The sequence below is a fragment of the Candidatus Symbiopectobacterium sp. NZEC151 genome, assembly GCF_025962655.1.
GTDB lineage: Bacteria > Pseudomonadota > Gammaproteobacteria > Enterobacterales > Enterobacteriaceae > Symbiopectobacterium.
On record NZ_JAGFPE010000002.1, the window covers coordinates 513557 to 534864 of the forward strand.

Below are 21308 nucleotides of genomic sequence, written 5' to 3' on the forward strand. Positions count from 1 at the left end.
ATCTCCATGAATATTCTGTCAATTGGCCGACGCAGGGATTACTGCGCACACTGGCGCAACGCCGCGATACACTGTTGGTTGGCGGCCTCTGATCCCACCGAGATCCGGATCCATTGGGTGTATCCGGCTTCCAGCCAGGGCTTCACAATCACCCCGAAATGCAGTAAACGCTCAGCCAGTGCAGCGCTATCCTGCCCGACATTCACAAACAGGAAATTGGCCTGCGACGGCGCCACACACCATCCCAGGGCGTGCAGTTGCTCTCGGAGCCAGGCGCGCTGCTGCGTGACATGCGTGACGCTGCGAGCCACATGCGCCACATCCAGCAGTGCCGCCTGCGCCGCAGCCTGCGCCATACGATTGATATTGAACGGCGTGCGCACGCGATCGAGCAGTTCTACCATCTCAGCGTGACACGCCAAACCATACCCCACGCGCAGGCCAGCCAGACCGTATGCCTTGGAAAAGGTGCGCAACACAATCCACGGTCGCGTCTGCTGACGTAGTACGGAGAGGCTATCGGGATAATCAGGGTGTGCAGCGCAATACTCGTAGTAAGCCTCGTCGATCACCAACACGCAGTCCGGCGGCGTCATGGCAATCAGGCGTTCAAACCCTTCACGCCCCAACATGCAGCCCACGGGGTTGGAGGGATTACTGAACACCACCATTTTGGCCGGTTGTGACAGCGCCTGCGCCCAGGCATCCAGGTCGTATTCCATTTGCGCATTCACCGTTACCAGCGTCACCTCTGCCCCTAACATTTTGGGATACAGGTGATGCAGGCCAAAAGAGGGCACCAGCGTGACAACCCGATCGCCCGGATTGAGAAAAGCCAGACACAGCATTTCCAGCAGGTTTTCCGAGCCGTTGCCCATCACCACCTGCTCCGACGTCACGCCGGTGCGCGCGGCAATCACCGCACGCAATTGGAGACTGGCCGGATCGGGATAACAGGCGGTGCGCGTCACCTCTGCCCGCAGCGCCGCGTCGGCTAACGGACTCATGCCGAGCGGATTTTCATTGCTGGCAAGGCGGGCAATATCCGTCACAGCAAAACGCTGGCGCACCGCATCGTCAGACAATCCGGCGTTATAGCGCCCCAGTTGGCGGGCTTCGCGCCGCGCCAGTCGTTCAATCGTTTGTTTCATGATGACCTCAGCGGCGCGCTCGGTTAACCCTTCACCATCGGCAAGTTCAACCCATGCTGTGCAGCACACGCGATAGCACTCTCATAGCCCGCATCCGCGTGGCGCATCACGCCCGTAGCCGGATCGTTCCACAGCACGCGCGCCAGACGCTCATCGGCCTGTTCGCTACCGTCACACACGATCACCGTGCCCGCATGCTGTGAGAAGCCCATGCCAACGCCACCGCCGTGATGCAGGCTGACCCAGGTTGCGCCACCCGCCGTGTTTAACAACGCATTGAGCAGCGGCCAGTCGGATACCGCATCCGAGCCATCACGCATCGCTTCGGTTTCCCGATTGGGTGAGGCAACCGATCCGCAATCCAGATGATCGCGGCCAATCACAATCGGCGCTTTCAACTCACCATTGCGCACCATTTCATTGAAAGCCAGCCCGGCCAGATGGCGCTCGCCCAATCCCAGCCAGCAAATGCGCGCCGGTAATCCCTGGAAGGCGATGCGCTCTTGCGCCATGTCGAGCCAGCGGTGTAACGACGTATTCTCGGGAAACAGTGCTTTAAGCTTGGCATCGGTACGCGCGATATCCTCCGGGTCGCCAGACAGCGCCACCCAACGGAACGGGCCTTTGCCCTGGCAGAACAACGGGCGAATATAGGCAGGTACAAAACCGGGGAAATCGAACGCGTTAGCCACGCCCTGTTCCAGCGCCATCTGGCGGATATTGTTACCGTAATCCACCGTCGGGATGCCCATATGGTGGAATTCCAGCATCGCCTGCACATGCACCGCCATTGAGGCTTTGGCTGCCTTTTCTACCGCCTTCGGATCGCGGGTGCGCATCTCTGTCCAGTGCGCCACGTCCCACCCTTGCGGCAGATAGCCGTTAATCGGATCGTGCGCCGAGGTTTGATCGGTCACGATATCCGGACGCATACCACCGGCCTTGGCGCGTTTCACCAGCTCCGGCACCACGTTCGCCGCGTTACCCAGCAGGCCCACAGAAATGGCGCGTCCCGCTTTGCACGCTTCATCGATCATCGCCAGCGCCTCATCCAGATCGGTAGCTTTGTAATCGAGATAACGTGTGCGCAGGCGAAAATCAATACGAGACTCCTGGCACTCGATCGCCAGCACGCTGGCACCGGCCAGCACCCCCGCCAGCGGCTGCGCACCGCCCATGCCGCCCAAGCCGGCAGTCAGGATCCACCGCCCGCGCAAATCGCCGTTGTAGTGCTGCTGTCCTGCTTCGGCAAAGGTTTCGTAGGTTCCCTGCACAATGCCCTGCGCACCGATGTAGATCCATGAACCCGCTGTCATCTGGCCGTACATCATCAATCCGTCACGGTCCAGCTTATTGAAGTGATCCCAGTTGGCCCAGTGCGGCACCAGATTCGAGTTGGCGATCAGCACGCGCGGCGCGTTTTCATGGGTACGGAACACCCCCACCGGTTTGCCGGACTGCACCAACAGGGTTTCATCCCCTTTGAGGGCGCGCAGAGAGGCTAAAATCGCGTCAAAACAGGCCCAGTTACGCGCTGCCTTGCCAATCCCACCGTACACCACCAGATCTTCGGGCCGCTCGGCCACGTCCGGATCCAGGTTATTCTGGATCATGCGGTACGCCGCTTCGATCAGCCAGTTTTCACAATGCAGTTCACTGCCGCGGGGTGCTCTCACTTCACGCGCACCCGTCTGTTCTACAGATGAGGTCATAATGCTGTTCCTTTGATATTCGGTTAATGTCCGTAGCCTGTCAGCTCACTGGGCGCGAGAAGGCAGCAATGCAGCCACCTGTTCCGGCCACTCGGCCTGGCTTGCCCAGCGACACATGGCGGCGATATCCGGTGCCAGATAGCGGTCTTTATCGAGGAAAGGCACCGCCTGACGAATGCGCGCCAACTCTTGTTCCAGCAAGGTGGAACTGCGTAACGGGCGGTGGAATTCGATACCCTGCGCGGCCGCCATAGCCTCAATACCCACCACGGCCGCCGTGTTGTCACACATCGCACCTAAACGACGAGCCGCATAAGTAGCCATCGAAACGTGATCTTCCTGATTGGCGGAGGTCGGCAGGCTGTCAACGCTGCCGGGGTGTGCCAGAGATTTGTTTTCCGATGCCAAGGCGGCGGCAGTCACTTGGGCTATCATAAAGCCAGAGTTCACGCCGCCTTCAGCCACCAGGAAGGGCGGCAGTGCCGACAGTCCAGTATCCAGCAACAGCGCCAAACGGCGTTCAGAAATCGCGCCAATTTCCGCGACGGCAAGAGCAATAATGTCAGCGGCGAATGCCACCGGTTCGGCATGGAAGTTACCGCCAGAAATCACATCACCGTTGTCGGTAAACACCAGCGGGTTGTCAGACGCCGCGTTGGCTTCAATTTGCAGAATGCGCGCCGCATGCGTCAGGTTATCCAGACAGGCCCCCATCACTTGCGGAATACAACGAATGGAATAGGGATCCTGCACCCGGCCACAGTGAATATGCGAATCCATGATGCCGCTGCCTTTGAGCAGCGTATCCATCGCCGCTGCCACCGCAATCTGACCCAGCTGGCCGCGCGCTTTATGGATACGCGAATCAAATGGTTTGGCCGAACCGCGAATAGCCTCCAGCGACAGTGCACCGGCAACCAGACCGGCCCCAAGCACCTGCTCTGCGCCAAACAGGCCGCGCAGAGCAAGCGAGGTGGAAACTTGCGTCCCGTTGAGCAGCGCCAACCCTTCTTTCGGCCCCAGCACCAGCGGCTCGACGCCAGCCAGCGCCAGCCCTTCTCGTGCCGGTAGCAGTGCACCATTGATTTTGACCTGCCCTTCTCCCAGCAGCATCAGCGACATATGGGCCAACGGAGCCAAATCACCCGAGGCCCCTACCGAGCCTTTTTCCGGCACGCACGGCATCACGCCCGCATTAAACAACGTCAGCAAGGTTTCTATCACCTGACGGCGCACGCCGGAATGGCCCCGCGCCAGACTGACCACTTTGGTTGCCATCACCAGACGCAGCACGTTATCAGGCAGCAGTTCACCCACGCCGACGCTGTGCGACAGCACCAGGTTGCGTTGCAACTCCGCCAGACGGTCGGCCGGAATGGAGGTGCTTACCAGCTTGCCAAACCCGGTATTGATGCCATAGACCACCCGATTCTGCCGCACGATATCCGCCACCTGCTGGCACGCGGCATCCACATCAGCCCAGGCCTCTTCGGCGAGCGTCAGCGTGACGCCACCGTGATAAATCGCCCGCAGCGTCGCCAGATCGACCGCGCCGGGAGTGAGGCAAATCGACAGGGGTGTTGTTGTCATAATCTATTCCTGTATAGACAAGTTAAGCTGAAGTAAAAACGCCATGGGCGTTTCAGACTGATGACAAAGTCAGTTATTAGGTGAAGTGCGGCGATGGGGTCGTAGCGGCGTTAGCCGCCGGAGTGCCCCTCGTCGTGATTCACCGGGAAACACGGACATAGCGAAAAAGGCTTTACCGTCCTGTTTCTTCACAGCAAACTAATGCGCCAGCGCCTGGAGCGTTTCGGCACGTATCTCTTCGGTCACCCGCGCTTTGAGCGCCATAAATTCCGGCGAGGTTTTCAGGGTGTAATCACGATGCCCGTCAAAGGCAACCGCCACTTCGGTTTTGATGCGTCCCGGGCGAGCACTAAAAATCGCTACTCGGTTACCCATAAAGATAGCTTCATCAATATCGTGCGTGACAAACATCACCGTCTTTCGTGACGCTTCCCACACCGAAAGTAAAAGTTCCTGCATCATGACGCGCGTTTGGTTATCCAGCGCGCCAAAAGGTTCATCCATCAACAGCACTTTGGGATCGTTTGCCAGTGCACGCGCAATCGCAGTGCGTTGCTGCATGCCGCCAGAAAGCTGGCGCGGATAGTGATGCTCAAAGCCTTTCAGGCCAACCTGATGAATGTAGTAGTCACAACGCTCCTGCTGCTGCGCCTTGCTGATGCCGCGCTCCTGCAAACCAAAGCAGATGTTTTGCGCCACCGTCAGCCAGGGAAACAGCGTATAGCTTTGAAACACCATTCCGCGATCCGCGCCCGGCCCTTCCACCAGCGCGCCATCGAGCCACACTTCGCCGCTGGTCGGCGAATCCAACCCGGCGATGATGCGCAACAGGGTGGATTTACCGCATCCGGACGGCCCGAGAATGGTGATGAAGTCGTTTTCCTGTACCTGATAATCGACGGGCAACAGCGCTTGAGTCTGTTCGCCGCGCGGGCCGGTAAAGATGCGCTCGACCTGACGTACCGCTACTTTGCTGTAGGACATTACAATAAGCTCCAGGAAAACAGGCGTCGGTTCATCGCCTTGAACAGAAAATCCGACAGCAGGCCAATCACCCCGATGACGATAATGCCAAAGATGATCTGTCCGGTATTCAGCAGTGCCTGACTGTCCACAATCATGTGGCCGATACCGCTCGATGAGCCAATCAGCTCAGCAACAATCACGTAAGTCCACGCCCACCCGAGCACCAGCCGCAGCAGCTCGGCAATTTCCGGTGCCGCACCGGGGATCAGCACGCGTCGCACCACGCTGCCATTGCTGCATCCCAGCGTGTAGGCCGCTTCCACCAGATCGCGACGTGCAGCCCCGACGGCTACCGCCACCATCAACACGATTTGAAAGAAGGAGCCAATAAAGATCACCAGAATCTTCTGCATCTCACCGATGCCTGCCCACAGGATCAGCAGAGGGATAAACGCAGATGCTGGTAAATAGCGGCAAAACGACACAAAGGGTTCGAAAAATGCCTCGCACAGCTTGTACGCGCCCATCAGAATACCGAGCGGGACACCGATGATCGCGGCCAGCAGGAACCCTGCCAACACGCGCATCACCGTCATGGCGATATCTTCAGAGAAGTTATACTGGGTGAAGAGGATCGCCCCTTCACGCAGCATGGTCAGCGGATCGGCTAGAAAGGTGGGTGACACCGAACCGCTGAACGTCACCATTCCCCACAGGGCAAAAAACAGGACAAAAAAGGCCACCCCAAGCGCCACGCGCAACCGCACGGCAACCGGCCGCAGCGGCACCATCAACGGATTGTGCCAGCGCGGTGCGGCGTCAGGTAACGCCGCAGGCGGCAAGGGCAGTTTGTCAGTCGCGCGAGAATCACTCATCATGCCAATATCCTTATTTCACGTAGCTGGCGTCATACAGGGTGCTGATATCAGGGATCTTGCGAATCACGCCCATTTCCAGCAGCAGTTTGGCCGCTTCGTTGCTGAAGGTTTCAATCTCGCCGCTAAAGAATTTGCGGTTCTGTTCCCGGTCCTGCCAGCGCAGATAGTTGGCTGATTTAGCAAAATCCGCTCCGCTGGATTTCACTGCTGCGCCCATGATTTCGTAAGATTTTTCCGGCTCGGCCTTGATCATTTCCAGCGCATCGAAATAGCTTTCCACCAATGCTTTGGCAGCCTGCGGATTTTTCGCGAGGAAATCCGGCGTACAGCCGAGCGTATCCATCACCATCGGGTAATCGAGCGTGGTGGCGATGATCTTGCCGCTTTCAGGCTTGTCGCGCACCGAGGAGAGATAGGGTTCATAGGTCATGGCAGCATCGTTTTGCCCGGCGAGCAGCGCCTGTGCGGCAGCCTGTGGCGAGAGCGTTGCCGTCTTCACGTCTTTCAGCGTCATGCCGTTTTTATCCAGGATCCACGCCAGCGCAAAGTACGGTGAAGTGCCCGGTGCATCGACGCCCACGGTTTTCCCTTTCAACGATTTGATATCACTGATTGGGCCACGCACCGCCAAACCGTCAGCGCCGTAGGATTTATCCAACTGCACAATCTGTTTGATCGGCACGCCGTTGGCGTTCCAGGCGACATAGGTTTCCACCGTGGTGGCGGCACATTGAATCGCACCGGAGGCCACAGCCAGATGGCGATCTTTTTGTGGGATCATTTTGATCGACACATCCAGTCCGTGCTTCTTGAAGATGCCGGCTTTATCGGCCAGCGTCAGCGGCGCAAAACCGGTCCAGCCAGAAATACCGATCGCCACCGGCGTATCTGCCGCCTGCGCCACGCCTGCCGATACCATGCAAAGCGCCATCAGGGTCGCTTTCCAGCCCATGTTACCTCGTGCTTTGTTCATTCGTTCCGCTCCTGTGAGAGAAGTCATTACCCATGCGGCAAACTGTGCCAACGTTATTGTCCAAACTTGTATAGACAACCTAGCAAGCAATGTGCCAATGCCACAGAAGCGGCGTTTAGCCCTTTATTAGCGGGAATAGTGTGAAAGTTTCATGCAGGAAAGCAGGTTCCAGAATAGTGCATTGCTCCCCTTTGGCGCACCATGATGATTCGCCATTAACGAGGCAGCTCGCAGAAACACGCTTGCCGCCCTGCACAACCGGTCATCAGCAGCACAGCACTGTCCTTGCACTATTGTCTATACATATACATACGCGCATAAAATTCGCTACACTGCACAAAAGCGTAGGGTCAAGGAGAACACGGTGGTGACACAGCAGCGCGCATCGCAACTTGCAGGCGCCATGAGCGATATACCTGCCCCCATCTATCAACGGGTCAAGCAGGCGATTATCAGCCAGATTCGCACCGGTGCCTGGCAGCCGCACCAGCGTATTCCGTCAGAGAGCGAGTTGGTCAACGAGCTCGGCGTTAGCCGTATGACGATTAACCGCGCGCTGCGCGAGCTGACCAGTGAAGGCTTTTTGCTGCGCATGCAAGGGGTCGGTACCTTTGTCGCGGAGATCAAGGCCTACGCGGCCATGCTGGAAGTGCGCAATATCGCCGAAGAGATTGCCGAACGTGGGCATCGCCACAGCAGCCGCGTATTGGCGCTGCAAAGCCTGAAAGCGGAAAGTGAGCTGGCAGAACAGTTTGATATCTCGCCGGGGCAAACGCTGTTCCATTCACAGATCGTCCATTACGAAAACGATCTTCCGGTCCAACTGGAAGATCGCTACGTCAATCCAGTGGAAGCGCCGGACTATCTGCAACAGGATTTCACCACCCGCACCCCCTACACCTATCTCAGTCAGGTGGCACCGCTCACCGCCGGTGAACACATCGTGGAAGCTTTTATTCCTGACGACCACCAGCGCCAGGTGTTGGCGTTAGATCCGCAAGAGCCGTGCCTGATGATCCGCCGCCGTACCTGGCACGACGCACGTATTGTTACCGTCGCTCGCCTTATCTATCCCGGTTCACGCTATCGCCTGCTGGGCCGTTTCAAGACCCACGGCTGATGGCTGTCAGGGGTTGCTCTCGCGGCGAAATACTGCGGTGTAGAGCAACCAGGCATCCTCAGTCAGTGGCGTGAGATCGCGTTGAGGCTGTTGGCTTGTCCACCACACGCCTTGTCCCGCCTGACAGGTTTCCTCACCAATGCGCCAGCGGCCGTCCATCACATAGAGCACGCCGGCTTCCTGCGCGCCCAGTGACATCGCGTCACGCACCGCCATCACGGTGGCATAATGGCTGTCGCGCCGGGTCATGATATTAAAATCCCGGTTGGCAGCATCCCCGTCTTGCGCAACGATCGGCGTGGCGGAAAGTGGCGTTTCACCGGCAAAAAACAGCGGCTCGCCGCGCCGCAAACGGTGCGAAAAAGCCGGAAAGCGCAGCGAAACACCGGAGCCTTCCAGCAAGGTAATAATGCGATCAACGCCCGGAAAGGCAGAAAAGTCACCGGCCTGCGCAATAGTGGCAATACTGGCGCGCCAGGCAAATCCGTCCCCCTCCACCGCTGGCACGCTGATAATTTCCCGCGTTTCTCCGCCGCCATTGCGCCAACGGCTGACTGGCAAGGTGTTCACATCAAAAAATCGCATCAGAGGCTCCCCAACGCATCCATGACCATGGCGAACTGGCGGTCAGATTCATCATCCAACGCATGACGCCCCTGATCGATTACCTGTTTTCCAGCAACCCACACATCGCGAATCTGCTGGCGCTCACCGGCAAACAGCCAGCGATTGAGCAGCGTGCGGTCCGGTAGACCGTGCAACCAGGCATTATCCTCCAGCACCAGCCAATCGGCGCGATAACCCGGAGCCAGCGCGCCGATGGCAACCCCACAGGCTGCCGCGCCGCCCGCCAGCGCCTGCCGATAAAGCACTTCTCCGACCGCAGGCTGGTCAGGCGTCACCACCCGGTTACGCCGTCTGTCACGCAAGCGTTGCGCATATTCCAACCAGCGCAGCTCTTCCAGCAGGTTCAATGAGACATGGCTGTCTGAACCGATACCCCAGCGACCGCCCAGTGCGACATACCGGTCCAGCGCAAAGATGCCATCGCCAAGGTTGGCCTCTGTGGTCGGGCACAGGCCCACAATGGCTCCGCTGGCCGCTACGCGCTGTAGCTCGCGTTCATCCAGATGAGTGGCATGAATTAACGTCCAGCGCTCATCCACTGCGAAGCGATCGTACAGCCAGTTCACGGGCCGTTCGCCGCTCCACGCCACACAGTCTTCTACCTCTTTCATCTGCTCGGCAATGTGAATGTGCACCGGCAACGTCGCGGGCATGGCTGCCAGCACGTCGTTGATTTGGCTTTCACTGACGGCACGCAGCGAGTGAAAACAAATCCCTGCCGTGTGCAACGGCTTATCCCGTAACAGCGTTGCCAATCGCTGCTGCTGGGCTAAATAGTGCTCGGTATGCTGGATGAAACGCCGTTGCCCCGGCAGCGCAGGCTGGGCACCAAAACCGGCGTAGCTGTAGAGCACTGGCAACAGAGTTTGGCCGATGCCCGCGCGCTCTGCCGCCGTCATCAGTTGCAGCAGCATGTCATCCTGCGCGTAAGGCTGCCCGGCCGGGTCGTGATGCAGGTAGTGAAATTCAGCAACCTGGGTATAGCCCCCTTTCAACATCTCGATATAGAGTCGGCTGGCAATAGCACCGACCTGTTCCGGCGTCAGGTGGCCCACCAGCCGGTACATCAGATCGCGCCAGGTCCAGAAACTGTCTTGCGGATCGCCCGCCACCTCTGCCAGCCCTGCCATCGCGCGCTGAAAAGCATGCGAATGCAGGTTCGCCATCGCAGGCAGCACGATGCCCGGCAAAGACTGCGTTTCTTCTGGCGTGGCATTTTGCACGACGTCAGTAATCACGCCCTCGGCGGAAACGGCAATGCGGACATCGCGCGCCCATCCCTGCGGCAACAGGGCGCGCGGAGCGAAGAAACTCGGCATGGTTGATCCTTTACGGTTGTGGTTTGAGTTGTATTACTGGTTGTCTATACCTATACATACACCAGCTCACCGGCCAACGACTATAGTGAATTATTATGGTCACAATAAGAAAAAGCTATCCTGCGCCCCTTGTCGTCCCGGTGCGGGTAGGTTAGCTTGTCTTTGGTTGTATATACAAGAAGAGTGACATCATGACTCAACGATTATCCTGCGACAGCCTATGGCTTGGTGCAGATCTCGTCACCCTGCGCGATGGACGCTACCAGATCATTCATGATGGCGCGCTGGCAGTAGCAGAGGGCAAGATCGCCTGGGCTGGGCCACGGGCACAGCTACCGGCCTACGACGCCGCTAGCACCACCCACTTCGACGGCGGCATCCTTACGCCGGGCTTTATTGATTGCCATACTCACCTGATGTTCGGTGGCGATCGCAGCGACGAATTCGAGCAACGTCTCAATGGCGTAAGCTATGCCGACATCGCGGCCAACGGCGGCGGGATTCTCTCCACCGTGCGTGCCACTCGTGCCGCAACGGAACAGCAGTTGGTGGAAAGCGCACGACAACGATTAGCCTTGATGTTGGCCGAAGGCGTCACCACCGTCGAAATCAAATCCGGCTATGGGTTGGATATCGACAGTGAAATAAAAATGCTACGCGCCATACGCCAGTTGGCTGCGCAGGTGCCCGTGCAAGTGGTGGCTACCTGTCTGGCAGCCCATGCAGTCCCACCGGAATACACAGGGCGCGCCGACGCATGGATCACCACACTTTGCGATCGGTTGCTGCCGCAGGTCGCGCGCGAGCAGTTGGCCGATGCCGTGGATGCATTCTGCGAGCATCTGGCATTTTCACCCGCGCAGGTCGAAACGCTGTTTAACACCGCCACCCAGTTGGGGCTGCCGGTAAAACTGCATGCAGAGCAGCTTTCCGCATTAGGCGGCAGCGCCTTGGCAGCACGCTACCATGCGCTCTCTGCGGATCATCTGGAGTACCTGACGGAAGCCGACGTTCAGGCCATGGCCGCCAGCGGTACGGTTGCCGTGCTGTTGCCGGGTGCTTTTTACCTGCTGCGCGAAACGCAGCGACCGCCGGTGGAACTGCTGCGCCAGTACGGCGTGCCCATGGCTATCGCCAGCGATGCCAATCCCGGTACCTCACCGGCCCTTTCTCTGCGTCTGATGCTCAATATGGCGTGCACCCTGTTTCAGCTCACGCCGGAAGAAGCATTGGCGGGGGTCACCTACCACGCCGCTAAAGCGCTGGGACTGCAAGCGAGCCATGGATCGCTGGAAATCGGCAAAGTGGCCGATTTTGTACACTGGCCGCTAGCGCGCCCGGCAGAATTAACCTATTGGCTGGGTGGGCAGTTGCCCTGTACCACCGTTTATCGAGGGAGTATTCGTCATGGAACCGTTTGATTTTCAAAGTGGCACGCTGCCGTTGCTGGTCAGTATTCCCCACGCGGGAACCCGTCTCACGCCTGAAGTCGAAGACGGGCTGAGTGATGCCGCGCGCCTTCAGCCGGATACCGATTGGCATATTCCCCAGTTGTATGATTTTGTGCGCGGGATGGGAGCCAGCGTATTGGTGGGCCACTATTCGCGCATGGTGGTCGATCTTAATCGCCCTGCCGACGATACGCCGCTTTACGCCAGCGCCACCACCGGACTGTTTCCCAGCACTTTGTTTGACGGCACGCCTACTTTTGTCGCGGGTAAAACACCGACGCCCGAGCAGCGTAACAGCTACCTGCAACATATCTGGCAGCCCTATCACCAGCAAATCCAGCAAGAACTCGCTCGTCTGAAAGCGCGTTACGGCTATGCACTGCTGTTCGATGCCCACTCCATCGCCTCACACATTCCGCGCCTGTTTGACGGCAAGCTGCCCGATTTGAATATCGGCACCAACGGTGGCGAAAGTTGTTCCAGCGCGGTGGAAGCCGCAATACGCGCGTGCTGTGACGCGCAGGATCAATACCGTTGGGTGATTAACGGGCGTTTCAAGGGCGGCTACATCACTCGCGCCTACGGGCAACCCGCGCAGCAGCAACATGCAGTGCAGTTGGAACTGGCACAGTGTAACTACATGGAAGAGCAAGCGCCCTTTGCCTGGCATGCAGAGAAAGCGGCCGCCTTGCAGGTTCAGTTAAAAAAGCTGCTGGAAAGCTATCTGGTCTGTTTCTGACCGTTTCAGGCTGGCGCCACTCGCCAGCCTGAACATACCGTTTATTCTGCCAGCGCGCGCATTTCGGCAATCAAATCGCTTTTGCCCTCAAAGCCGATGCCCGGCAGCTCCGGCATCACAATGTGCCCTTGCTCCACCCGAACGGCATCGGGGAATCCGCCGTAAGGCTGGAACAGATCCGGATAGCTTTCATTGCCGCCCAACCCCAACCCGGCGGCAATATTCAGCGACATTTGATGCCCACCGTGTGGAATGCAGCGTGCAGACGACCAGCCAAACTGCTCCAGCACCTCGAGCGTGCGCAGGTATTCACACAAGCCGTAAGACAGGGCGCAATCAAATTGCAGATAATCTCTGTCCGGGCGCATACCGCCATAACGCAGCAAGTTACGCGCATCCTGATGTGAGAACAGATTTTCTCCCGTGGCCATCGGCCCCGGATAGAACTCACTCAACGCCGCCTGAAGGGCATAATCCAACGGATCGCCCACCTCTTCATACCAAAACAGCGGGTAATCACGCAGCATCTTGGCGTAAGCGATGCCGGTTTCCAGGTCGAAACGCCCATTGGCATCCACGGCAAGCTGGGCCTCGCTGCCAATCTCTTCGAGCACGGCTTCAATACGCCGACGGTCTTCCTCTATCGACGCGCCGCCAATCTTCATTTTCACCACGGTGTAACCACGACGCAGGTAGCTGCGCATCTCCTGCTTCAAGGCATCCAGCGCTTTGCCGGGATAGTAGTAACCGCCCGCGGCGTAAACGAACACGCGCGGATTGGCGCGCACACCTTTACTATCCGCCAGCAGATGAAACAGCGGCATACCGGCTATTTTGGCGGTCGCATCCCAAATCGCCATGTCCAGCGTTCCTACCGCCACCGAGCGCTCACCGTGCCCACCCGGTTTTTCGTTTTTCATCATGGTGTTCCACACCCGATCGGGATCGAGATTATCGCCGCGCGCATTAAGCAGCGTTTCCGGGTCAGCCTCCAGAATACGTGGACGAAAGCGCTCGCGAATCAAACCGCCCTGCCCATAGCGCCCGTTGGAGTTAAACCCGTACCCGACAACCCGTCGACCATCGCGCACCACATCAGTCACGACGGCGACCAGGCTAGTCGTCATGTGCGAAAAATCGATGTAGGCATTTCTGATCGGGGAAGCGATGGGTTTGGTGACTTCACACACATCGATAATACGCATAGCCAAATCTCCTGATGGTCGCTAAGCCAGCGGCAAAAAACAGCCCTTGTTACACGCACTGTTATGCCGTTTTCTTAACATGAAAAATGTCATATTCTGCGAGAGCAATGCCCTAAAGCACGCTATAGCGTCTATAGTAGGGGCATTGCTCGGCGGATGACCAATGCGAAAAAGGAGCGCTGTAATGCCAAATCGGCATCACTTAGAACTGGCCTGGTTGGAAGACGGGATAGCACTGGCCGAATCGCTCAACTTTTCAAAAGCGGCGGCGGCACGGTATGTGACACAGCCCGCATTCAGTCGACGTATTCAGGCACTGGAAGCCTGGGTCGGCGTGGCGCTGTTTGAACGCAACCGGCGCGGCACGCGGCTGACTCAGGCGGGGGAGGTCTTTTTTCATCAGGCACCGGATCTGATTCGAGCACTCTATGCCCTGCGCAGCGAAACGCGCAACAGCGTAGAACAGCGCGCGCCCGAGGTCATTATGTGCGCCACCCATGCCCTCTCGTTCACCTTTATTCCCGATTGGCTGAGAAGCAACAGCGATATCTCGCGTGATGGCGCATTTCAGTTGGTTTCCGCCACCCTGCACGCCTGCGAACGCATGCTGACCCAGGGCGGCGCACAATTTCTGCTGTGCCATCACCATCCGCATATGCAGTTACACCTGCCAAGCCAGAAGTTTATGAGCATTTCGCTCGGTCAGGATCGGCTGATTCCCTATAGCATTCCCACTGCCGATACCCGCAATGCCCGGTGGACTGTTGATGCCGCGGGAGGGTTTCCGTTTCTCGCCTACAGCGCGGATTCTGGATTGGGGCGCATTATCAGTAATACCGCACCGCTGCACCGCCTGACGCGCACCATGGAGACGGTGTTCACGTCCGATTTGGCTGCCACGCTGTTGGCGCTGGTGAAAGCCGGTGAAGGCGTCGCCTGGCTGCCACACGCACTGGCTGCTGAAAGTGAGAAAAGTGGAGCCATTTGTCGGGCTGCCCGCCACGAAGAGAAATGGACGATCCCGCTGGATATCCGGCTCTATCGCCCGGCAGCACGGCTAGCGACAGGGGCAGAAACGCTGTGGGAGAGCGTACTCGCCGGACATCAGGCGTCACCGCCCTGATAGCGTCCCGGTTTGTGCCAGTTCATCAGCATGGCATTCATTGCCAGCGCGCTGAGCGCGGACCACAAAAGCAGCAGCAACGGCATTTTGATCAGAGAGAGAAGAAACACCAGCGCATCCAGCACCATCTGGCTTTTGCCTGCGTTGATGCCAAAGCGACGATACATCCACAGCGTCACCACACCGGTGCCGCCAACAGAGGCATTATGGCGCGCGAGGGAAAGTATCCCCATGCCGATAAAGGTACCGCCTACCAACGCGGAGAACAGCGGATGCAGGTAGCTGATAGTGATTAACATCGGTACCGCCTGCGTCGCCAACCCCAGCGTGATGCTGACAATCAACGTTTTTATCGTGAAAGCGCGCCCCATGCTGAAATAGCAAAACACCAGAAACGGGATGTTGACCAGAGTGAACAGTAACCCGATGGAGAGCGGTAGATAGTAGGAGATAAGCAGCGCGATGCCGGCAATACCGCCGGTCACCATGCCAGAAAATTTAAGCAGATTCAGGCCGACGGCGATAAACATCACGCCCAGCGCCAATCCGTAAATATCATCCTTTAAGGTATGTGCCGTTGCCAGCGGATTGATTTTTGTTGGCACTGCCGCTGACCTCATGATCGACTCACATTAGCCATAAGAAAAGCATATAATTCCACATATATTGATTATACATGCATTATATGCCATTAACACCTGATATCTATGCACCCATTATTTGCTGCACGGGGAAAGGATGCACAGGCACATTTGTCGCACCTCTTCCAGCGCCTGCTGGATAGCTGGAAGGCGAGCAGCAAAGCGGTAGGAAGGAAGCACCACCGACAAGGCGTGCGCCGATCTTCCCGGTACCGGCAACGCAATCCCAACGGCACAGACGCCTTCCGCATGCTCTTCCCGGTCGTAAGAAAAGCCGTTGGCACGCACTTCGGCTATCTGTTGCAGCAGCGCTGGCAGCGAAACCGTCGTCTGGGGCGTTAACGCAGGCATCTGATCGTGTAGCAGTGCCGTAATCTGCGCATCGGTTAATAACGACAGCATCGCCTTGCCGTTCGCCATGGCATAAACCGGTTTGGGACGATCGTGTATCGGAACTACGCGCACCGCCTGATCGCTGATAATTCTGTCGAGGAAGATCACTTCCCGACCATGAAAGGTTGAAATATCGACCGTTTCACGCGTCTTCTCAAACAGCAGCTCGAGCGGGTGGCGCAACTGTGCCGCCACGTCAGAATAGGCGTTTCTAGCCAGCTCATTAATGCCCCAACCCAACCGCACGCCGCCTTCGCCGCACTCAACCAAATGTTCCGCCGCCAGCGTATCGACAATACGTTGTACCGTTGAGCGAGGAAGATCCGTCAAGCGCGCCAGTTCGCCCAGGCTGGTTCCCCGTTCGTGCAACAGGCGTAATATTTTGATTGCTCTGGAGATAACCTGTATCCCCGCCGTTTTATTCATCACTTGCCTCAAAACTGTATCGCAATGCGGTTAATATTGTATTGTTTTTAGCTAAGCGTATTATAGCTTGATGACGTCGGGATAGCATCGCTTCACCATCACGATGTCAGAGGTGCTTCGCAGCGTTCTCGCCATCGCTATGCTGGCAGGAGCCGAATGTTATCTGCGGAGTAACCTGAAACGGTGTGAATTATCAGTTGATACCCTACTAAGCAACCGATGAGATCGTGGGTATCTTGAAAAATTTGTTTTCAGGAGGTTTACCGTGGGATATGCCACTATCAACCCGTACACGGGTGAAGTCATTAAAACGTTCCCCGACGCCACTGACGCAGAAGTCACTGACGCCATCAGTCAAGCACACAACGCTTTCCTGGCATGGAAAGAAACCCCGTTTTCCACCCGAGGGGCCATTCTACAAAAGGCCGCCACGCTGCTGCGTCAACATAAAGAAGAGATGGCACGCCTGCTGACGCTGGAAATGGGCAAGCTGGTCGCAGAAGCGCGGGCAGAAGTGGAGCTATCCGCTCAAATTTTTGAGTACTACGTCAAGCACGCAGAAGGCCTGTTGGCTCCCGAAACGCTGCCGGTCGCCAACCCGAAAGAAGCCACCGCGCAGATTGTGCACGAGCCGCTGGGCGTGCTGCTGGCTATCGAGCCGTGGAACTTCCCTTACTATCAGATTGCGCGCATCATCGCACCGCAGCTTTCTGCCGGTAACACCATTCTGTTGAAACATGCCTCCAACGTGCCGCAAAGTGCCGCCCGGTTTGAAAAACTGATGCACGATGCCGGTTTGCCTAAAGGGGCGTTTACCAATCTGTATGCCACCCGCAAGCACATCGAAATGATCCTCAACGATCCGCGCGTGCAGGGCGTAGCGTTGACCGGTTCGGAAGGCGCGGGTGCCACCGTAGCCCAACAGGCCGCACTGGCGCTGAAAAAATCTACGCTGGAATTGGGCGGTGCCGATGCTTTCGTGGTGTTGAAAGATGCCGAACTGGAAAAAACCGTCAAGTGGGCCGTGTTTGGTCGCCACTGGAACGGCGGACAGGTGTGCGTATCTTCCAAACGAATGATCATTGAAGATGCGGTGTATGACGCGTTTCTCGACCGCTACACCCAGGGCGTTGCGGCATTACGCACCGGCGATCCGTTGGATGAAAACACCACGCTGGCCCCGCTCTCTTCCCAACAGGCCGCTGATGAAGTAAGACAGAAGATCCAACTGGCGGTATCGCACGGCGCAACGGCGCTGGAAGTGGGCCCGAAAGTGCCGACTCAGGGTGCCTTCGTACAACCGACTATCCTCACCGACATTACGCCAGACAATCCCGCCTACCATATGGAATTTTTTGGCCCAGTCTCTATGCTGTTCCGTGCTAAAGATGAGGATGATGCGGTACGTATTGCCAACGACTCACCGTTCGGTCTTGGGGGTTCCGTGTTCACCCGTAACGGCAAACACGGGGCTGAAGTCGCGGCCCGCCTGTCCACCGGGATGGTGTATGTAAACCACCCAACCCGGGTGAAGGCCGATCTGCCGTTTGGCGGGATCCGCCGTTCCGGTTATGGACGTGAGCTGACCGGGCTGGGCATTAAAGAGTTTGTGAACCACAAACTGATTTCTGTTGTTGATATTGATGCTGAATTTTAAGGAAACGCCATGAGCACCCTACGACTATTGGGCATTGCGGGCAGCCTACGCCGCGCCTCTGCGAATAAAGGGCTGTTGCGTGCGGCGCAAGCCGCTCTGCCGGCCGATACCACCCTTGAGATCGCCGACCTGCTGGATGTGCCGTTTTACAATGCCGATCTGACCGAGATCCCCGCTGCCGTGCAGCGCATCGCGCGTCAGGCGCAACAGGCTGACGGATTTGTCTTTGCCTGTACCGAGTACAACTACTCGGTGGCACCGGCATTGAAGAACATCCTCGACTGGCTTTCACGACTGCCGGACAGCCAGCCGCTGAGCGGCAAACCGGTGGCGCTGATGGGTGCCGGTGGCGGTATGGGGACCTCACGTGCGCAGTATCACTTGCGCCAGAGCGCCGTGTTCCTGAACCTGCAACCGCTCAACAAGCCGGAAGTGTTCGCTAACGCTTTCGCAGGCGGTTTTGACGATCAGGGCAACTTGCAGGATGAAAAAATCGCGGCACTGATCGGCGAACAGATGAACACGTTGGTCGCGGCAATCAAGTCCACCCGCTAATCAACGCATCACGGCCTGTACCGACCTGATTAAAGACGGTACGGGCCTATTCCCACCCTTCGACACGTTTTGTCCTTTGCTAACGCTGGTATAAATACAGCATTTCGTTCGCCAATTCCCGTACCAACAATGACGTCATCAAGTGGTCTTGTGCGTGCGCCATAATAGATGTCATCGGCACATCGGTTTCTCGTGCAACCAACTGGGTCTGAACCTGATGCGCCACTCTTGCAAACCGATCGGCGCGGGTCATTAGCGCAGTGGCTTGTTCAACCTGACCGTGACGCGCCGCCTGCAACGCCTCCAGACACAGGCTGCGTGACTCATCCGCATTGACAAGGATTTCCATTGCCGCTTCTTCTGCTTTAACCATCGTAATACCACCCCTATTAGGCATTGAATCAAAACCGTGCTGTTTCACCCTCCTGGTCGCACTTACAGCACGCATCCATCGCGCTGCCGTACTGCCAGATCCTGTGCACAAGACTGCGTGGTTTTTTACCCTTTCCTTTTAACAATATTGTACCTGTGCACAGGCATCGATAAATGTCCCAAATGGCACAAGACAGGTCATCGCCGTATTCACAGCGACCTCTGGCAAGCCTAAGGGATTAAAATTGATACCATAGCGATCGGAGATTTGAGCGTCTTTAATAAAACGCGACTACGTTTCAATCTAGACAGCCATTTCGGCCTGAAGGTAGCGGACAAAGGTGGTGATTCTGGCAGGAACGTGACGCCGCTGCTGATAGACAGCGTGAATGCCCGCATCCTGAGTTGTGAAGTCTGGCAACAATGCCACCAACGCGCCCTGTTCCAGATAAGGTTCAACATCCCAGGCGGAACGCAACAGCAGGCCTCGCCCATCCAGCGCATAACGCATCACCACTTCGCCGTCGTTACTCGACAGATTGCCTTCGGCCTTATGGCTGAACTCCTGACCGTCGCGGTAAAAGCGCCACATCGCATAATCACTTTCGTACTGGCGCAGCACCAGACAGTTATGTCCGGCCAGTTCGGCCACCGTTTGCGGCACGCCAGCACGGGCCAGGTAGGCGGGTGCAGCGCACAGAATTCGATGGTTAGTGCGCAGCCTATGGGCAATCAGGCGTGAATCGGGCGGGGTGCCCACGCGAATATCGATATCGATACCGGCATCGAGCATATTGATGGGCTGGCTCGACAGCTGTAGCTGTATCTCCAATTCAGGATGCAGTAAGGAGAAAGCAGACACCAGCGGGGCAATATGACGGCGACCAAAGCCAAACGAGGCGTTTACCGTCAGCTTGCCGCGTAACGTCATTTGGCTGCGGCTGACCGCGTTCTCCAGTTCGGCGATCTCATTCAGGATGGGAAGCGCACCTTCACTGTAGAGTTGGCCTTCCAGTGTCAACTCTAACCGTCGGGTGGTACGTTGAATCAGTTGCACGCCGAGTCGGTGTTCCAACGCGCTTAAGCGTTTACTGATGGCGGGAAGAGACAGCCCCATCTCTCTGGCGACCGCCGTCAGGCTACCCAGCGCGACAATGCGACTGAAAAACAGCAGATCGTTCACTTCCCGCATCGATTATTACCTTTAATTCAATAATAGCTTTCCCGTTAGGCTTATTGTTCATCATTTCGACAAGAAATACACTTGTTGGGTCTGATAATCGATAAAAACAGGAATGCCATTATGTCTGTACCACGCTACAAGATTGCCGTCATCCCAGGGGATGGCATTGGAAAAGAGGTGATGCCGGAAGGGGTTCGCGTTGTTACGCGCGCTGCCGCGCAGTTTGGCATTGAATTACAGTGGGAATGGTTTGATTTTGCCAGTGCCGACTACTATCTCAAGCACGGTAAAATGCTGCCGGACAATTGGTTCGCGCTGTTGAAAGGCTTCGATGCTATCTATTTTGGTGCCGTTGGCTGGCCGGAAGTGGTGCCCGATCATGTGTCGCTCTGGGGATCGCTGCTCAAATTCCGCCGCGATTTCGATCAGTACGTCAACTTGCGTCCGTGCCGCTTGATGCCCGGCGTCAAAGCCCCGCTCGCCAACCGCAACCCCGGCGACATTGATTTCTACGTGGTGCGGGAAAATACCGAAGGGGAATACTCCAGCGTCGGCGGCATGATGTTTGAAGGCACTGAGCGTGAAATCGTGATGCAGGAAACCGTGATGACGCGCGTCGGCGTCGATCGCATCCTGAAATTTGCCTATGAACTGGCGCAGAAGCGACCGCGCAAACACCTGACGTCTGCCACCAAATCCAACGGCATTGCCATCACCATGCCGTATTGGGACACGCGCGTTGCCGCGATGGGGCAGAATTACCCGGAGGTGAAAGTCGACAAGTTCCATATCGATATTCTCACCGCCAATTTTGTGCTGCATCCAGACTGGTTTGATGTGGTGGTCGCCAGCAACCTGTTTGGCGATATCCTGTCCGATCTTGGCCCCGCCTGCACCGGCACTATCGGTATCGCGCCTTCCGCCAACATCAACCCCGAGAGCACGTTCCCCAGCCTGTTTGAACCGGTGCACGGTTCCGCTCCGGACATCGCCGGTAAACGCCTCGCCAACCCGATTGGTCAAATCTGGTGCGGTGCCATGATGTTGGAGCATTTGGGTCACGCAGAGGCAGGGGCGGCGATTTTACAGGCCATCGAAACCGTGCTGGCACAAGGTCCGACACAGGCACCATTAACCCGAGATTTGGGCGGCAGCGGCAATACAGAAACCTTAGGCCGCGCGATTGCTGATGCGCTTTGAGATCGGTGCGTAAAACCGTGTTAATCA

Annotated in this window: 20 protein-coding genes; 7 read left to right on the plus strand and 13 right to left on the minus strand. The window is 57.2% G+C overall.

Going from position 1 to position 21308, the window contains the following annotated elements:
• Positions 1-38: 38 nt before the first annotated feature.
• The 6 genes from hisC to J5067_RS10445 form a co-directional block, all read right to left on the minus strand.
• On the minus strand, positions 39-1151 hold the full coding sequence (hisC, locus tag J5067_RS10420) for a histidinol-phosphate transaminase (protein ID WP_264651058.1): 1113 nt from the start codon (positions 1149-1151) through the stop codon (positions 39-41).
• Positions 1152-1174: 23 nt separating this feature from the next.
• Entirely contained in the window at positions 1175-2863 is a 1689-nt protein-coding gene (hutU, locus tag J5067_RS10425) for a urocanate hydratase (RefSeq protein ID WP_264651059.1), read from the minus strand.
• A 45-nt stretch (positions 2864-2908) separates the two neighbouring features.
• Positions 2909-4453 carry a histidine ammonia-lyase gene (hutH, locus tag J5067_RS10430; RefSeq protein WP_264651060.1) on the minus strand — a complete coding sequence of 515 codons (1545 nt, stop codon included), beginning with the start codon at positions 4451-4453 and terminating at the stop codon, positions 2909-2911.
• 198 nt (positions 4454-4651) lie between these two features.
• Positions 4652-5437, minus strand: a complete 786-nt coding sequence (locus J5067_RS10435; RefSeq protein ID WP_264644289.1) for an ABC transporter ATP-binding protein — start codon at positions 5435-5437, stop codon at positions 4652-4654.
• Entirely contained in the window at positions 5437-6297 is an 861-nt protein-coding gene (locus tag J5067_RS10440; RefSeq protein WP_229044116.1) for an ABC transporter permease, read from the minus strand. The genes J5067_RS10435 and J5067_RS10440 overlap by 1 nt, the downstream gene beginning before the upstream one ends.
• Before the next feature lie 10 nt (positions 6298-6307).
• Positions 6308-7270: an ABC transporter substrate-binding protein gene (locus tag J5067_RS10445; protein ID WP_264651061.1), complete on the minus strand. Its 963-nt coding sequence runs from the start codon at positions 7268-7270 to the stop codon at positions 6308-6310.
• Positions 7271-7673: 403 nt separating this feature from the next.
• Between J5067_RS10445 and hutC the strand changes: the two genes are divergently transcribed.
• Positions 7674-8390, plus strand: a complete 717-nt coding sequence (gene hutC / locus J5067_RS10450) for a histidine utilization repressor (RefSeq protein ID WP_264644381.1) — start codon at positions 7674-7676, stop codon at positions 8388-8390.
• A gap of 6 nt (positions 8391-8396) precedes the next feature.
• Here hutC and J5067_RS10455 read toward each other — a convergent pair whose 3' ends face one another.
• Together J5067_RS10455 and J5067_RS10460 are read right to left on the minus strand one after the other, a co-directional pair.
• Positions 8397-8975, minus strand: a complete 579-nt coding sequence (locus J5067_RS10455; RefSeq protein ID WP_264651062.1) for a HutD family protein — start codon at positions 8973-8975, stop codon at positions 8397-8399.
• A complete protein-coding gene (locus J5067_RS10460) occupies positions 8975-10336 on the minus strand; it encodes a formimidoylglutamate deiminase (protein WP_264651063.1) in 1362 nt (453 codons plus the stop codon). The genes J5067_RS10455 and J5067_RS10460 overlap by 1 nt, the downstream gene beginning before the upstream one ends.
• 191 nt (positions 10337-10527) lie before the next feature.
• Between J5067_RS10460 and hutI the strand changes: the two genes are divergently transcribed.
• Together hutI and hutG are read left to right on the plus strand one after the other, a co-directional pair.
• Positions 10528-11757 carry an imidazolonepropionase gene (hutI, locus tag J5067_RS10465; protein WP_264651064.1) on the plus strand — a complete coding sequence of 410 codons (1230 nt, stop codon included), beginning with the start codon at positions 10528-10530 and terminating at the stop codon, positions 11755-11757.
• Positions 11744-12526: an N-formylglutamate deformylase gene (hutG, locus tag J5067_RS10470; protein ID WP_264651065.1), complete on the plus strand. Its 783-nt coding sequence runs from the start codon at positions 11744-11746 to the stop codon at positions 12524-12526. The genes hutI and hutG overlap by 14 nt, the downstream gene beginning before the upstream one ends.
• 41 nt (positions 12527-12567) lie before the next feature.
• Here hutG and J5067_RS10475 read toward each other — a convergent pair whose 3' ends face one another.
• The gene (locus J5067_RS10475) at positions 12568-13737 is read right to left on the minus strand and encodes a mandelate racemase/muconate lactonizing enzyme family protein (RefSeq protein ID WP_264651066.1); all 1170 of its coding nucleotides are present in this window, start codon (positions 13735-13737) and stop codon (positions 12568-12570) included.
• Positions 13738-13915: 178 nt separating this feature from the next.
• Here J5067_RS10475 and J5067_RS10480 point away from each other — a divergent pair, with 178 nt between their 5' ends.
• Positions 13916-14854 (plus strand): LysR family transcriptional regulator, encoded by a 939-nt coding sequence (locus tag J5067_RS10480; RefSeq protein WP_264651067.1) that lies wholly within the window; start codon positions 13916-13918, stop codon positions 14852-14854.
• On the opposite strand, the gene J5067_RS10485 is transcribed toward J5067_RS10480, so the two are convergent.
• Positions 14836-15474 carry a YitT family protein gene (locus J5067_RS10485; protein ID WP_264651068.1) on the minus strand — a complete coding sequence of 213 codons (639 nt, stop codon included), beginning with the start codon at positions 15472-15474 and terminating at the stop codon, positions 14836-14838. The two genes, J5067_RS10480 and J5067_RS10485, sit on opposite strands and share 19 nt — an antisense overlap.
• A 96-nt stretch (positions 15475-15570) precedes the next feature.
• Positions 15571-16314 carry an IclR family transcriptional regulator gene (locus tag J5067_RS10490; RefSeq protein WP_264644280.1) on the minus strand — a complete coding sequence of 248 codons (744 nt, stop codon included), beginning with the start codon at positions 16312-16314 and terminating at the stop codon, positions 15571-15573.
• Positions 16315-16579: 265 nt separating this feature from the next.
• Between J5067_RS10490 and J5067_RS10495 the strand changes: the two genes are divergently transcribed.
• Together J5067_RS10495 and J5067_RS10500 are read left to right on the plus strand one after the other, a co-directional pair.
• The gene (locus J5067_RS10495; RefSeq protein ID WP_264651069.1) at positions 16580-17971 is read left to right on the plus strand and encodes an NAD-dependent succinate-semialdehyde dehydrogenase; all 1392 of its coding nucleotides are present in this window, start codon (positions 16580-16582) and stop codon (positions 17969-17971) included.
• A 9-nt stretch (positions 17972-17980) separates the two neighbouring features.
• Positions 17981-18526 (plus strand): NADPH-dependent FMN reductase, encoded by a 546-nt coding sequence (locus J5067_RS10500; protein WP_264651070.1) that lies wholly within the window; start codon positions 17981-17983, stop codon positions 18524-18526.
• 79 nt (positions 18527-18605) lie between these two features.
• Here J5067_RS10500 and J5067_RS10505 read toward each other — a convergent pair whose 3' ends face one another.
• Together J5067_RS10505 and J5067_RS10510 are read right to left on the minus strand one after the other, a co-directional pair.
• Positions 18606-18899, minus strand: a complete 294-nt coding sequence (locus tag J5067_RS10505; RefSeq protein ID WP_264644277.1) for a PTS lactose/cellobiose transporter subunit IIA — start codon at positions 18897-18899, stop codon at positions 18606-18608.
• A 303-nt stretch (positions 18900-19202) separates the two neighbouring features.
• Positions 19203-20090, minus strand: coding sequence for a LysR family transcriptional regulator (locus J5067_RS10510; protein ID WP_264644276.1), 888 nt, complete (start codon positions 20088-20090; stop codon positions 19203-19205).
• A 111-nt stretch (positions 20091-20201) separates the two neighbouring features.
• Here J5067_RS10510 and J5067_RS10515 point away from each other — a divergent pair, with 111 nt between their 5' ends.
• Positions 20202-21281, plus strand: a complete 1080-nt coding sequence (locus J5067_RS10515) for a tartrate dehydrogenase (protein WP_264651071.1) — start codon at positions 20202-20204, stop codon at positions 21279-21281.
• Positions 21282-21308: the final 27 nt, after the last annotated feature.

Coding starts and splice junctions, on each gene's coding strand:
- hisC (WP_264651058.1), bottom strand. CDS start 1,151: ATGAAACAAACGATTGAACGACTGGCGCGGCGCGAAGCCCGCCAACTG.
- hutU (WP_264651059.1), bottom strand. CDS start 2,863: ATGACCTCATCTGTAGAACAGACGGGTGCGCGTGAAGTGAGAGCACCC.
- hutH (WP_264651060.1), bottom strand. CDS start 4,453: ATGACAACAACACCCCTGTCGATTTGCCTCACTCCCGGCGCGGTCGAT.
- J5067_RS10435 (WP_264644289.1), bottom strand. CDS start 5,437: ATGTCCTACAGCAAAGTAGCGGTACGTCAGGTCGAGCGCATCTTTACC.
- J5067_RS10440 (WP_229044116.1), bottom strand. CDS start 6,297: ATGATGAGTGATTCTCGCGCGACTGACAAACTGCCCTTGCCGCCTGCG.
- J5067_RS10445 (WP_264651061.1), bottom strand. CDS start 7,270: ATGAACAAAGCACGAGGTAACATGGGCTGGAAAGCGACCCTGATGGCG.
- hutC (WP_264644381.1), top strand. CDS start 7,674: ATGAGCGATATACCTGCCCCCATCTATCAACGGGTCAAGCAGGCGATT.
- J5067_RS10455 (WP_264651062.1), bottom strand. CDS start 8,975: ATGCGATTTTTTGATGTGAACACCTTGCCAGTCAGCCGTTGGCGCAAT.
- J5067_RS10460 (WP_264651063.1), bottom strand. CDS start 10,336: ATGCCGAGTTTCTTCGCTCCGCGCGCCCTGTTGCCGCAGGGATGGGCG.
- hutI (WP_264651064.1), top strand. CDS start 10,528: ATGACTCAACGATTATCCTGCGACAGCCTATGGCTTGGTGCAGATCTC.
- hutG (WP_264651065.1), top strand. CDS start 11,744: ATGGAACCGTTTGATTTTCAAAGTGGCACGCTGCCGTTGCTGGTCAGT.
- J5067_RS10480 (WP_264651067.1), top strand. CDS start 13,916: ATGCCAAATCGGCATCACTTAGAACTGGCCTGGTTGGAAGACGGGATA.
- J5067_RS10485 (WP_264651068.1), bottom strand. CDS start 15,474: ATGAGGTCAGCGGCAGTGCCAACAAAAATCAATCCGCTGGCAACGGCA.
- J5067_RS10490 (WP_264644280.1), bottom strand. CDS start 16,314: ATGAATAAAACGGCGGGGATACAGGTTATCTCCAGAGCAATCAAAATA.
- J5067_RS10500 (WP_264651070.1), top strand. CDS start 17,981: ATGAGCACCCTACGACTATTGGGCATTGCGGGCAGCCTACGCCGCGCC.
- J5067_RS10505 (WP_264644277.1), bottom strand. CDS start 18,899: ATGGTTAAAGCAGAAGAAGCGGCAATGGAAATCCTTGTCAATGCGGAT.
- J5067_RS10510 (WP_264644276.1), bottom strand. CDS start 20,090: ATGCGGGAAGTGAACGATCTGCTGTTTTTCAGTCGCATTGTCGCGCTG.
- J5067_RS10515 (WP_264651071.1), top strand. CDS start 20,202: ATGTCTGTACCACGCTACAAGATTGCCGTCATCCCAGGGGATGGCATT.